The sequence below is a fragment of the Streptomyces sp. NBC_00029 genome (assembly GCF_045160505.1).
Lineage (GTDB): Bacteria > Actinomycetota > Actinomycetes > Streptomycetales > Streptomycetaceae > Streptomyces.
This window is the reverse complement of sequence record NZ_CP108292.1, coordinates 7,794,662-7,808,057: the sequence shown is the minus strand read 5'-3', so window position 1 is coordinate 7,808,057 and position 13,396 is coordinate 7,794,662. Positions and strand designations below refer to the sequence as shown.

Sequence of the window (13,396 nt, the reverse complement as noted above, 5' to 3'; positions counted from 1 at the left end):
GCCGCAGGTCCCCGACTCCCCCGGCGGGAACCCCGCCTGCCCGGCCGCGGCACTCACGGCCACCCGGCACCACGCACACCCCGCACATCCCGCACACCGCACCCCAGCGCGGCCCGACACCGCCGCGCACCCCGGACTTCCCCCACGGCATCCCCCACCCCCACGCAGAAAACGGCACCGCGCGACCCGCGAAGCCGCCCGCACGACCACCGGACACGACCGTGACCGGCACGGAGACCGACCCGACAACCTCAGGGATCGCCCATGCTTCCCCTCTCCTCCTCGCAGGAGATCGTCTGGCTGCACGAGCAGATGCAGCCCGGCAGTCGCGCCTACAACTTCACCGCCTCACTGGACCTGTGGGGCACGCTCGACACCGAGGCGCTGCGCCGGGGGCTCGATGCCACCCTGGCCCGCCACCCCGGTCTGCGGCTCGAACTCGTCGCCTCCGCCGGGTCCGTGCCGGCGCAGCGGGTCGCGCCGCGGTGCGCGCCGCGGCTGCACACCGTCGACCTCGCCACGGAGGAGGACCCCGAGGCGGCTTTCGCCCGTCTCCTGCGCACCGAGGCCGAGACGCCGCTCGACACGTTCGAGGCACCGCTGATCCGCTGGACTCTCGTACGCCTGGCCGAACGCCACCACCGTCTGATCCACGTCGAGCACCACCTGATCCACGACGGGCACTCCTTCGCGATCCTGCTCGACGACGTCTTCCGCGTCTACCGCGCCCACGTCCTGGGCGAGACCCTCACGCTCCCGCCCGCCTCGTCGTACGCGGACCACGTCCTGGAGCGGACCGAGGCCGCGTACGCATCCGAATCCCTCGACTTCTGGCGGGCCGAACTGCAGGGCCAGCAGCACGACCTGCCGCTGCCGGGCCTGACCCGGCCCGGTGCCCGCCGCAAGCACCACGGCGGGCAGCTGCGTCAGACCATCGGCGCCGATCTCGCCGAACGCCTGCGCGCGCACGCCCGTTCACGCGGTCTCACCCCCTTCTCCACGCTCCTGGGGCTGTTCGCCGAACTCCTGCGCCGGCACAGCGGCCGCTCCCGGATGGTCATCGGCACCGCGGTCGGCAACCGCCCCCTCGGCTACGAGGACGCCGTGGGCATGTTCGTCAACACCATCCCGCTGCCGCTCGCCCTGGACGGCGCCGTCCCCGCCCAGGACACCATGGACGAGGTCACCGACACCCTGATCCGGGCCCTGCCGCACCAGGACGTGCCGGTCCAGGAGCTCACCCGGGCGCTCGGCATGCACACCTCCGGCGCCGACAACCCCCTCTTCTCCGTGATGTTCAGCGCCCACGACGCGCCGCTGCCCGAGATCGACGTACCGGGCCTCGACATCACCCTCTTCGAGGGCTTCAACACCGGCACCACCCGCTTCGACCTCGACGTGGTCCTGCTCCCCGACGACCGGCGCGGCGTCACCCCGCGCCACGGCTCGCCCGGTATGACCCTGGTCTGGGACTACGACATGGACCTGTTCGGCGAGGACGTCGCCCGCTTGCTCTCCGGCCGTTTCCTGGACCTGCTGCGTGCCTATCTCGACAGCCCCGAGACCCCGCTGGCGGACCTGGATCCGACCGCGGTGGAACCGGCCGCCGAGCCCGTGCCCGTCCCGTCCGACCGGGATCCGCTGGATCCCGTGGCCGCGCAGCACCCGTCGCTGCCGGCTCTGCTGTGCGGAGCCCGCCGCCTCACCTACGGCGAGCTCGACGACCGCGTCGGCTCGCTCGCCGAGCGGCTGCGCACCGCCGGTGTGACGGCCGGCCGGCCCGTGGCCGTGGTCCTGCCGCGGGGGGCCGACTCGCTCGTCGCCCTGCTCGCGTGCCTGCGGACCGGCGCCGTCTACTGCCCGCTGTCCCCGTCCGATCCGCCGGCCCGGCTCGGCCTGCTGCTGGAGCGGCTCGACCCGGCGCTGGTCCTCACCGGTGACGGCACCCCGGCCCTGCCGGACGCGCTGCCGACCGCCCGGATCGACGCCCCCGTACTGCCTCCCGCGCGCGGCACCGCCGGACTTCCCGGCACCGCGTACGTCATCCACACCTCCGGCTCCACCGGGACGCCGAAGCCGGTGGCCGTCGGTCACGCGGCGCTGGTGCACCATCTGACGTCGGCCGCAGAGCGGTTCGGCCTCACCACCTCGGACCGGGTCCTGATGTTCGCCCAGCCGTCCTTCGACGTGGCGCTCGAGGAGGTGCTGCCGGCCCTGCACGCCGGTGCGTGCCTGGTCCTGCCCGAGTACGAGGTGCCCACCGGCGCGGAGCTCACCGAACTGCTGGTGTCCGCCCGGGTCACCGTCGCCAACCTGCCCACCAGCTACTTCCTCGCCACCCGCGAGGACCTGCGTCCCGCACTGCGCGAGGAGAGCTGGGCGCCCAGGCTCTTGGTCCTCGGCGGTGAGCGCCTGCCCGTGGAGGCGTTGCGCGGCGTCCTCGCCGACACCGACGCCACCGTGCTCAACGTGTACGGCGTCACGGAGGCGGCCATCAGCTCGACCGTCCACGAGGTCTCCCGCGACGCCCTCGCCGAGGGCAGGGCGGGCGCCGAGATCCCCCTGGGCACCGAGCTCCCGGGCGAGCGGATCCACGTCCTGGACTCCCACCACCGCCCGCTGCCGTCCGGGGCGGTCGGTGAACTCGCCGTGGCAGGGCCCGGTCTCGCCGAGGGCTACGCGGGCAACGCGGAGGTGACGGCCGCCCGGTTCGTCACCGTCGACGCGCTCGGCGGGCAGCGCGTCTACCTGACCGGCGACCTCGGCTACCGCGGGCTGGACGGCCTGCTGTACTTCCTCGGACGGCGCGACAACCAGATCAAACTGCGCGGCCACCGCATCGAGCTGGAGGAGATCGAGGCGGCGGCGTCCGCGGTGCTGGGCGGCCGGTCCTGCGCCGTCGTACTGGACCGGGAGGGCCCCGGCGGGCCCAGGCTCGTCGGCTTCCTCGAGGGCGGCGCCGACGGCGCGGCCTTCGACGAGAAGGCGCTGCACGCCGAGCTGAGCAGGCGCCTGCCCGGCCCCCTCGTGCCCGCCCGGTGGGCAGGGCTGGACGTCATGCCGACCCTTGCCGGCGGCAAGCCCGACCGTACGGCGCTGTCCCGCCGGGCGGCGGCGCTCGACGCCGGCGACGCCACGGCGTCGGATCGCGGCACCGAGCCGGGGACCGGCTCCGGGTCCGAGCCCGGGCCTGCGGCCGGCGCCGTGTCCGACGACCCGATGACGGCCCTGCTCACGGAGGGCTGGTGCAAGGTCCTCGGCCACAGCCGTTTCGACGCCCGCTCCCACTTCTTCCACAGCGGGGGCCATTCCCTGCTGGCCGCCGAGCTGGCCGCCTGGCTGGAGCCCCGGCTGGGCACCCGCCCGCCGCTGCGGGTGCTCTTCCGCAACCCCGTCCTCGCCGACCAGGCCGATGCCCTCGCCGCCACCGCCCTTTCCACGGAGTCGTGATGACCCAGTCCCCGACCGCGCCCACCATCCCCGCCGTCCCCGCCATCCCCGGGACGCCCCTCGACACCGGCCTCGTCACCGGCCTCGTCAGCGGTGGCCTGCCGAGCATCGCCCGGGGCCCCCGCGCCGAACCGACCCGTGTGCTCGGCCGCTTCGAGGAGTGGGCCCGGCGTACCCCGCAGGCCCCGGCGGTGATCGACCGCGCTCAGATCTGGACGTACCAGGACCTCGACGCGGCGGCCGCCCTGGTCGCCGCCGATCTGGCCGACCGCGTCCGGCCCGGTGACCTGGTCGGCGTCTGCCTCGACCGGTCCACCGCCCTGGTGGTGACCGCCGTCGCGCTCGCCCGCCTCGGCGCCGTCTACCTGCCGCTCGGCCCCCGCCCCGGCGAACGCCGCATCCAGGCCGTCACAGAGGACCTCGACGTCGCCTGCCTCATCGGCGACCCCGACGTCCTGCCCGCGGACCACCGCGGCGGGGAGCACAGCGTGCTGCCGCTGCCCACCAACGGGGTGAACGCCCCCGCCACCGCGGTGGCGGCCTTCGCCGACTCCGTCCGCGGCACCCGGCGCGCACCCGAAGGCGCCCTGTACGCCGTCCTCACCTCCGGTTCCACCGGCCGCCCCAAGGCGGTCGCCGTGGCCGAGTCCTCGCTCTCCGTCGCCCTCGACTGGTACCGGGCGGAGACCGGTCTCGCACCGGGCGACCGCCAGTCCCTGCTCATCGGTGTCGCGTTCGACCCACATCTGCTGGAACTCTGGGCGGGCCTCACCTCGGGCGCCGCCCTCGTGCCGGCCCCGGACGACACCCGCTGGGACTCGCACGTCCTCACCGACTGGTGGCGTGACAGCGCCCTCACACACGCCGTGGCGGCGACTCCCACCGTCGAACCGCTCCTGGACCGGCCGTGGCCGCAGGACCTGAAGCTGCGTCACCTCGTCGTCGGCGGCGACCGCATGCGCCGCCGCCCGGCCGCCGACGTCACCGCGACCGTCCACAACGCCTACGGTCCCGCGGAAGCCACCGTCGTCACCACCACCCACACCATGCGCGGCACCGATGCGCAGGCCGGCGACCAGAGCCCGCCGCCCATCGGCACCGCGCTGCCGGGCGTCATCCTCGTCGTCACGGACGCCGAGGGCCGCCCCGTGGCCCTCGGGCAGGAGGGTGAACTGCGCGTCGGCGGGCACTGCCTGGCGCTCGGGTACCTCGACCCGGAACTCACCGCACGCCGGTTCACCGCGCCTCCACAGGACCTGGGGCTGCCTGCGGTCGACCGCCTCTACCGCACGGGCGACCGGGTACGGATGAACGCCGACGGCAGTCTGGAGTTCCTCGGCCGCCTCGACGACCAGGTGAAGATCAGCGGAGTGCGGATCGAACCGGTCGAGGTGGAAGCCGCCTTCGAGCAGGACCCCCGGGTGCGCACCGCGGTCGTCACCGTGCTGCGCGACAGCTCCGGCCACGGTCGCCTCGTCGCGCACGTACGGCCGGCCGACGGCGCCGAACCGGCTGCGGCAGATCTGCTCGCCGCGGTCCGGGCCTGGCTCCCCGAGCAGGCCGTCCCCACCGCCGTACGCATGGTCGACGGCTTCCCGCTCGACGCCAACGGCAAGGTGGATCGCCCCGCCCTGGCAGCCCGGGCCCAGGCCCCGGCCTCGGCCCAGGTACAGGACCCGTCACAGTCCCCGGCCGCCGCGCTGTCCGGGGGCACGGCCACGGACGACGACGCCGCCTGCCTCGCCGACGACGTTGCCGACGACCTCGCCGCCGCAACCGCCGGCGAGCGACTCGTGCTGACGACCGTGCGCGAGCTCCTCGGCCGGCCCGGCACCGGCCTCGGCGACCACTTCACCGACGCCGGCGGCACCTCCGTTGTCGCCGCACGCCTGCTGGCGACGGTCGAACGCGAGACCGGGGTCCGCCTGCGCGCCCCCGAGCTGCTGCGCAGCACCGACCTGCGGGCCTTCGCCGCCCTCCTCGACCAGCGCCGGACCCCGCGCCCGGAAGGAGCCTGACATGACGCCCACCGCCCTGCCCGCGCTCGTCGCGCGGCACGCCGAGCTCACCCCGGACGCCCTCGCCGTCGTGGACGGCGACACCACCCTCACCTACGGCGGTCTCCTCCGGGCCGGCCGCGCCCTCGCGGCACACCTGCGCGAACACCGAGTGACGCGCGGCGACCGGGTGGCGCTCCTGACGACGCGTTCGTCCCGCACGATCGTGGCGCAGCTCGGGCTGTGGCTGGCGGGAGCCGTGTGCGTGCCGCTCGATCCTGCCCAGCCCCGCCCGCGCACCGAGGCGGTGATCGCGGACGCGGAGGTGAAGCTCACCGTCGGCGACGCGAAGCTGCTGGACGCGGCCGCGTTCCCCGGTCCCGTGCTCGCCCTGCCCGAGGAGCCGCTCACGACCGGCCGGCCGGTCGACGAGTCCGACCCGGACAGCCCTGCGTTCATCATGTTCACCTCCGGTTCCACCGGCCGCCCCAAGGGCGTCCTCGTGCCGCACCGGGCCATCGCCGAGCTGGTCACCGGACCGGACTACGTCACCCTCACCGGCCGCGACCGCGTCCTGTTCCACTCGTCCATGACCTTCGACGCCTCGACGTTCGAGGTCTGGGTCGCGCTCGCCAACGGCGCCGCGGTCGTCGTCTGCACCGAGCAGCGGCCCTCCCTGGAGGACCTGGCCCGGCACGTCGAGCGGTACGGCGTGACGGTGGCGTTCTTCACCACGGCCCTCTTCCACCAGCTCGCCGCACGCCGCTCCCGTGTCTTCGCCCAGCTGCGTTCGGTCGTCGTGGGCGGCGAGGCGATGGCCGCCGCGCAGGCGCGCGAGGTGCTCACCGCGTTCCCCTGGCTGGAGCTCGTCAACGGCTACGGGCCGACCGAGACGACCACATTCGCCACCGCCCACCGGGTCACCGCGCGGGACTGCGAGGGCCCCGTACCGATCGGCAGGCCCGTCGCCGGGGCCACGGCGCACGTCCTGGACCCCGACGGTCACCCGGTGGCCGACGGCGACCGGGGCGAACTGTGGATCGGCGGCAGCAGGCTCGCCCACGGGTACACGGGCCTGCCCGCACTCACCGCCGAACGGTTCGTCGAGCATCCCGCCGCCGACGGGCGGCTCTACCGTACGGGCGACATCGTCTCCGTCCGGCCCGACGGCATCCTCCAGTTCCACGGCCGCAACGACGACCAGGTGAAGGTCCGCGGCTTCCGCATCGAACCGGCCGAGGTCGAACACGCCCTCCGCGAGCAGCCGGAGGTGGACGACGCCGCCGTCACCGTCGACGGCGCCGGTTCCCCCGAGGCACGCCTCGTCGCGTTCGTCGTCGCCGCGCCCGGCCCGGTGCCCCACGGCGCGGCGCTGCGCGAGCGGCTCGCCGCTGTCCTGCCGGCCCACCTGGTTCCCGACGTGGTCACCGTGCTGGAGCGGCTCCCCCTGACCCCGGCCGGCAAGGTCGACCGGCGCGCGCTCACCGGACGCGCGCACGCCGCCGGGAACGGGCTCGCCGATGAGCCGGTGGCGGCCCGGATGACACCGCTGGAGGAAGCCGTCGCCTCGGTGTGGAGCCAGGCGCTGGGCATCGAGGTCACCCGCGCCGAGGACGAGTTCCTGCTCGTCGGCGGCCATTCCCTCCTCGCGCTCGCCGTCACCGAGGACCTGCGCGAGGAACTCGGCGTGGAGATCTCCCTCGCCGACTTCTTCTCCTCCCCGACCGTCGCCGCGCAGGCCGCGCTGGTCGAACGCGCCCTCCTGGCCGCCCACACGGACCTCCACCCCGAGACCCCGGAGCACAGCGATGTCCACTGACACCGACTCCGCGGCGCGCGACCGCAAGCAAGCGCTCCAGCAGGAGCTGCTGCGCCGGGCCCGCGCCGGCACCGCCCGACGCACGACGGCCGGTACCGCTGCCGCGCCGGCCGCCGGCGTCCCCCTCTCCCGCGCTCAGCGCCGCATGTGGCTGATGGAACGGCTCGGCGGCGCGGGCGACTCCTACCACGTGCCGTTCGCCACCCGTGTGCGCGGTCCGTTCGATGCTGCCGCGTTCGCCTCCGCCCTCACCCGGCTGGTGGCCCGGCACGCCATCCTCCGTACCCGCTACACGGAGCACGAGGGCGAGCCCCGCCAGGAGGTGCTCCCGACGCCGCGGACGGTCCCCGTACACGTCGTCGACACCGACGAGGCGCAGGCCCCGGAGCTGCTGCGGCGCGAGACGGCCCGGCCGTTCGACCTCGCGGCCGGCGACGCCGTCCGGGCACTCGTCCTGCGGCACGGTCCGCAGGATCACACCCTGTTGCTGACGTTCCATCACATTGCTGTCGACGGCGCCTCGCTGGTGACCGTGGCGGCCGAACTCGCCGTTCTCTACGCGGCGGCCACCGACGGAACGGGCCGGCACATGCTGTCCGCTCCACCGCAGTACGCCGACCACGCGCGGCGCGAGCACGACGGCCTGCCCGGCCTCGAGGCGGAACTGAAGCGCTGCAGCGACCTGCTGGCCGACGCCGCCCCGCCGCGCCTGCCCCGGCCGGCGGCGGCAGCGCCGCGGACGGCCGTGCGTCCCGGGGCCGTGCGCAGCGTGCCTCTGGCGCCGACCGTGCCCGACGCCCTGCGGGCGCTGGGTGCGCAGCGGCAGGCCACGCTCTTCGCGGTGTCGCTCGCGGCGGCCTTCGCCGCACTGCACCGCCTCACCGGCGACGAGGACCTGGTCATCGGCGTGGCGGGCACCCATCGCAGCGGAACCGCCATGCGTGACCTGGTCGGCCTGTGCGTCAACACGCTGCCCGTGCGGGTGGACCTCTCCGGCGGCCCGTCCTTCGCCGAACTGCTGCGACGGGTGAGGGACGCGCTCCTCGAAGCCCAGGGCCACCGGCACATCCCCTTCGACCTGGTCCTCGAACGCCTCGGCGCCGGTGCCCGCGGCGCCGACGGGACCGCCCTGGTCCGCGTCACCGCCGACGTACTCGGCGAACCGACGGTGCTGCGGCTGCCGGGTACGTCGGCCGAGTACGTCGACGTCCCCTCCGACGGCGCGAAGTTCACCCTGTCCTACGGTCTGGTGCCGGGCGGCGACGCCGACGCCGCGCAGCCGCTGGCGCTCGTCCAGTACGACGCGAACGCGCTGGACGACACCGTGGCGGAGGCGGCCGTACGGGACTACGCGGCGCTGCTGCACGCGGTCGTGGCCGACCCGGAACTCGCCCTGAGCAAGCTGCCGCTCCCCGGCCCGATCGACGGCTCCGGCCCCCTTGACGCCGCCGATCAGGAAGGCGGCGATCCGGACGGCGACAACCCGCAGGACGCTGCTGCGGAAGGCGCTGACCCGGAAGGCGAGGGCCACCCCGCCGCGCTGGCGCTGCGCGCCCACCCGAGCGTCGCCGACGCCGCGGTGGTCCGGCCCGAGCAGGGACCGCCCGTGGCCTACGCCGTCCTGCGCGACAGCGTCGGCCCCTCCGGTCACGAGCTGCTGGGCCTGCTGCGCCGGTCGCTCGCGCCCGAGGCCGTACCCGCCACGGTCACGGTGCTCGACGCGCTGCCGCGCTCGGCCGCCGGGCCGCTCGACCACGCCCGGCTGCCCGGGCTGCCGGGGCCGTCCGCGCCCGGCGCTCCGTCCGGCCCCCGGGCCGAAGCGGTCAGGGAGACCTTCGCGGCGGTGCTCGGCGTCGCACCGTCGCCGGACGACGACTTCTTCGCCCTCGGCGGCCACTCTCTGAAGGCGGTGCAGCTCGCCGAACGGCTGCGTACGGACCTCGGACTGCCGCTCACGGGTCTCGACGTGCTGCAGGCCCGTACGCCCCGGGCGCTGGCCGCGCTCCTCGACGAGCGGGCGGCACGGCAGAGCGCTGCGAAGACCGCGAGCAGGCCGGCCCCCCGCTCCCGGCACGTCCGCCCGGGCACGGTGCTTGTCACCGGCGCGACGGGCGGCGTGGGCGCGTTCGTCGTACGTGAACTCGCCGCGCAGGGACGCCCCGTACTGGCGCTGGCGCGGCCCGAGTCCGCCCATCTGATCGCCACCGAGGGCGTCGACGTCATCGAGGGCGACCTGTCCGACCTGGCCGGGCTGCGGGAGGCCGTCGCGCAGGCGGACGCGGTCGTCCACGCCGCCTGCACCTTCACCCGGCACGACGTGGACCGGGCGGCGACGGAGGCGATGGTCGACGCCTGGCGGCGCGGCCCGTTCGTCTTCGTCAGCAGCGTCGACGCCTACGGTCACCCCGCGACGGAGCGGGTCGCCGAGGAGTCGGCGCCCCACGAGCCCGTGAGCCCGTACGGGAGGGCGAAGCTCGACTGCGAGGCCATGGTGCTGCGCGCCGCGGGGACCGAGGGACGCGGGGGCGCGAGCGCCGTGCGGTCACCGATCGTCTGGGGCGCGCACGACCGGCTGCGCGAGCAGATGCGCTGGGGCGCCATCGGCACCCTCTACCAGTCAGCCCGCCAGGGCCTGGCGATCGAACTGCCGCGTCCCGGTACCGGTGGACACGACTGGTACGGCGCCGCCTGGGTGCACGCGGCCGCCCTGGCCCGTGCGGTGGCCGAATGCCTGGACCGGCCCGTGCACGGAGTCGCCAACGCGTGCAGCGGCCACGTGTCCTGGCACGACCTGGCCCAGGACCTCATGGAACTCCTCGGCACCCGCGCGGACTTCCGTACGACCGGGGCGGTACCCCAGGACCTCGACCACCGCTGGCACTACGACAGCGCACGCCTGGCCCGGCCTCTGCGCGCACGCGCGGGAGAGGACCGGAGGACCGTGCTGGCCGAGATGATCGGCGCCATGACGGCCGACGGCGCCTGACGCACCGCCGCGTCCGGAGCCCCCTGCGGGTGCTCCGGGCGCGGCGCGGCACGTGCACGCTCAGGGGCGGATGCCGTCGCAGGCGATGGGCAGGTGGCGGGGTCCGCGCAGCACCGCGTTCTGACGGTACGGCGGCGGGTCCTCCAGCAGCCTGGGGTTCTCCAGCCGGCGGGCCAGTTCGCTCAGCGCCAGCTGGGCCTCGAGGCGGGCCAGCGGGGCGCCGAAGCAGCTGTGGATGCCACTGCCCAGGCCGAGGTGCTGGATGTCCTTGCGGTCGGGGTCGAAGCGGTCCGGGTTCTCGAACCGCTTGGGGTCGCGGTTCCCGGACGCGAGGATCAGCGAAACCGTCGCGCCCTTGGGGATGGTCACCCCGTTCACCTCGATGTCGGCGAGCGTGCTGCGCCGGGGCAGCAGCTGCACGGGCGGCTCGTAGCGCAGCAGTTCCTCCACGATCGGCACGGACAGCTGCGGGTCCTCGCGCAGCCGCTGGAGCACGTCCGGGTGGCGCAGCAGGGTGAGCATGCCATTGGTGATCAGGTTGACCGTGGTCTCGTGACCCGCGATCAGCAGCAGCGCCGCGGTACTGATGACCTCCAGCGTGTCCATGGCCCCGTCCGGTTCCTCGCTGACGGCCGCCAGCTGGGACAGCATGTCCTCGCCCGGGTTCTTGCGGCGCTCCTCGATCAGGCCGGCCAGGTACATGCCGAGCTCGACCTGCGCGTCGGCGGCGCCCTTGGACTTGTCGGCCGGGTCGGCGTCCGGATCGGGGTCCAGGCTGGCGGCGATGGTGTCCGCCCAGCCGTGGAAGCGCGGCTCGTCCTCGCGCGGCACGCCCAGCAGCCGGCAGATCACCGTCACCGGGAAGGGGTAGGAGAACTGCTCGACCAGGTCGATCCGTTCCAGGGACCCCGTGCCGAGGATGCCGTCGATGAGGCCGGACACGATGCCGTCGAGCTCGCCGCGCATGTCGTGGATGCGGTGCGGGGAGTGCGGCGGCCCGAAGGGCCGGTTCGTGATGCGGCGCAGCCGGTCGTGCTCCGGCGGGTCGCGCCTGATGAAGACCGGCGGCAGGGTCGAGTCGTCGCCCTCGGACTGCGCCAGCGGGTCGTTCGCCGACAGTGTGAGGTTGCGGGGGTCGGAGCTGATGCGCGGATCGTGCAGCAGGGCCTGGATCTCGTGGTAGGTGCTGACGACGTAGGGCCCGTCCTCGTCGTGGAACACCGGTGTCCTGCGCAGCTCCTCGTACAGCGGGTACGGGTCGGCGCGGTGGGCGTAGTCGATGATCTGCCGGAGCATGGCTTGGCTCATGGGGCGTCCTCGTGCGGCTCGCGGGATCGGCGGATCGGGGCGTGGCAAGGGCCGCGGACCGCCGGCGTGCAGGGCCGGCGCATTCATGCGCAGGCGCCCACGGTGCGCTGCGCGTCCACGGAGCGATCGAGCGGGTCCGCCTCCGTCGTCGTCCGCACAGGTCGTCGGGCGACTTCGGATCCCGCTTTCCCCAGCATGCACGGCGGCCCCGGGGACCGCCTGCCGGACAACGGAACCGCAGGTCACACCCCCGACAGCCGTCGCCCCCCTCGCGTCTTCGTCTGCGATGCCCGACGCCTGGTACCTGACGGCGCCGGACGTACGGACCGGCGAGCGGGTGCGGAGCCGGCTGGTCGGCTGCGGCCCCTGTTCAGCAACCACTACGCCCCGGTGTCCTCCGCAGCCCGGCTGCCGCTCGATCGTTTGCGACAATGGCGTCCAGCGAGACGGGGAGGGGCGCCGTGAATCAGCCGGGTCGACAGCCGCGGTCCGAGGAGCGCGCCACGGACGGGCGCGCCGAGCGCGGCCGGCAGTCCCGGGTGAAGATCGCCGAGGCCGTCCTGTCCCTGCTCGACGAGGGGGAATCCACCTTCCCCGCGGAGCGGGTCGCCGAGCGCGCCGGCGTGTCCCGACGCCTCGTGTTCCACCACTTCGCCGACATGTCCGAGCTGGTGGAGACGGCCATCACCCGCCGGCTGGAGCAACTGATCGAGCAGATCAGGCCCCTTCCGACCACGGGGCCCCGTACCACGCGGGTAGCGGCCCTGACGGAACAGCGGGCCCGGATCCTGGAGTGGATCACACCGGCGCAGCTGACGCTGATGCGCCTGGCGACACCGGGTGACCGCGTCACCGAGGTCACCCGAGAGGTACTGGACCTCGCCCGGGGGCGACTGGCCGAGGTCTTCGCGGAGGAACTCGAACGCCTGCCCGCCGCACGCGGATCCGAGGTGCTGCACGCACTGGACGCGGTGACGACCTGGGGCGCCTGGTACCACTGGCGCAGCAGCGGCCTGAGCGCCGAAGCGGCCGCCCGCACGATGGAGACGGCCGTGCACGCCCTGCTCGCCACCACGGACCCGCTTCCCTCCGACGGCCGGCCGAGCCCCGCTCACTCCCGGTAACTACGCGCGCGCGGCCCGCTCCCGCCGCCCTCCGACACCGCGCGACAGCCGGCCGTGCAGGGCGGGGCCGCCCGCGGCCACCAGGACGAACAGGAACCCGGCCGTGATCAGAGCCGGTTCGGGGAACCACAGCCCCGCGATCCGGTCGACGATCAGGGCCACGGCCACGAGGAGCACCTTCCCCGCCACCAGGCCGAAGAACAGCCCGCGGTCGACGGGGGCCCGCCCGCCCCGGGCGAGACGGCGGCCGACCAGACGTCCGGCCACGCTGACGCAGAGCACCACCACGAGGACGCGCAGGGCGTGCTCCCACGCGGGCATGTCCGCGCCGAGCGCCCACACGCCGCCCACGGCCGCACCCACGGCGGCGTACGCCGACCTTCGCGCGAGCCCGGCCGACGGTGTACGCGGGCCGGTGCTGCTCGGCCGGGAACAGGATCGGGCGCTGTATGCGGACATGTCTGGGCCTTTCCTTACAGACGGTAAAGAACAGCTACGAAAAACCACAAAACAACTTGCACTTCGAGTGTCATATCTTTGGCTGCGAATCGTCAAGCCCCTGCCTCCGCGGCGGAGCCGGCCCGGCGGCACAGCGGCCCGGCCGCCCGGCGGCCGTACCCATACAGGAAGAGGCCGCCGGCCCACCGGTCGCGGACCGGCTTTAGCGGAAGTTGCGCAACCCGGCCGGCCCCGGACGGGGCGGGGCTATCGT

The 13,396-nt window shown here is 74.6% G+C and carries 7 protein-coding genes; 5 read left to right on the top strand and 2 right to left on the bottom strand.

Annotation, left to right across the window (positions count from 1 at the left end):
* The first annotated feature begins 264 nt into the window (after nt 1-264).
* From OG753_RS35985 to OG753_RS35970, 4 genes are read left to right on the top strand one after another with little or no spacing between them, the layout of a single operon-like run.
* Nucleotides 265-3,450: a non-ribosomal peptide synthetase gene (locus tag OG753_RS35985; RefSeq protein ID WP_405791560.1), complete on the top strand. Its 3,186-nt coding sequence runs from the start codon at nt 265-267 to the stop codon at nt 3,448-3,450.
* The gene (locus OG753_RS35980; RefSeq protein WP_405791558.1) at nt 3,450-5,468 is read left to right on the top strand and encodes a non-ribosomal peptide synthetase; all 2,019 of its coding nucleotides are present in this window, start codon (nt 3,450-3,452) and stop codon (nt 5,466-5,468) included. The genes OG753_RS35985 and OG753_RS35980 overlap by 1 nt, the downstream gene beginning before the upstream one ends.
* A 1-nt stretch (nt 5,469) precedes the next feature.
* Nucleotides 5,470-7,266 (top strand): amino acid adenylation domain-containing protein, encoded by a 1,797-nt coding sequence (locus OG753_RS35975; protein WP_405791556.1) that lies wholly within the window; start codon nt 5,470-5,472, stop codon nt 7,264-7,266.
* Nucleotides 7,256-10,252: a condensation domain-containing protein gene (locus OG753_RS35970; protein WP_405791554.1), complete on the top strand. Its 2,997-nt coding sequence runs from the start codon at nt 7,256-7,258 to the stop codon at nt 10,250-10,252. Before OG753_RS35975 ends, OG753_RS35970 begins: the two co-directional genes overlap by 11 nt.
* Before the next feature lie 60 nt (nt 10,253-10,312).
* Here OG753_RS35970 and OG753_RS35965 read toward each other — a convergent pair whose 3' ends face one another.
* The gene (locus tag OG753_RS35965; RefSeq protein ID WP_327265939.1) at nt 10,313-11,560 is read right to left on the bottom strand and encodes a cytochrome P450; all 1,248 of its coding nucleotides are present in this window, start codon (nt 11,558-11,560) and stop codon (nt 10,313-10,315) included.
* A 461-nt stretch (nt 11,561-12,021) separates the two neighbouring features.
* On the opposite strand from OG753_RS35965, the gene OG753_RS35960 reads away from it, so the two are divergent.
* Entirely contained in the window at nt 12,022-12,684 is a 663-nt protein-coding gene (locus OG753_RS35960) for a TetR/AcrR family transcriptional regulator (RefSeq protein WP_327265938.1), read from the top strand.
* Here the strand turns inward: OG753_RS35960 and OG753_RS35955 are convergent, their stop codons facing one another.
* On the bottom strand, nt 12,685-13,143 hold the full coding sequence (locus tag OG753_RS35955) for a hypothetical protein (RefSeq protein ID WP_405791551.1): 459 nt from the start codon (nt 13,141-13,143) through the stop codon (nt 12,685-12,687).
* Between the last annotated feature and the right edge of the window lie 253 nt (nt 13,144-13,396).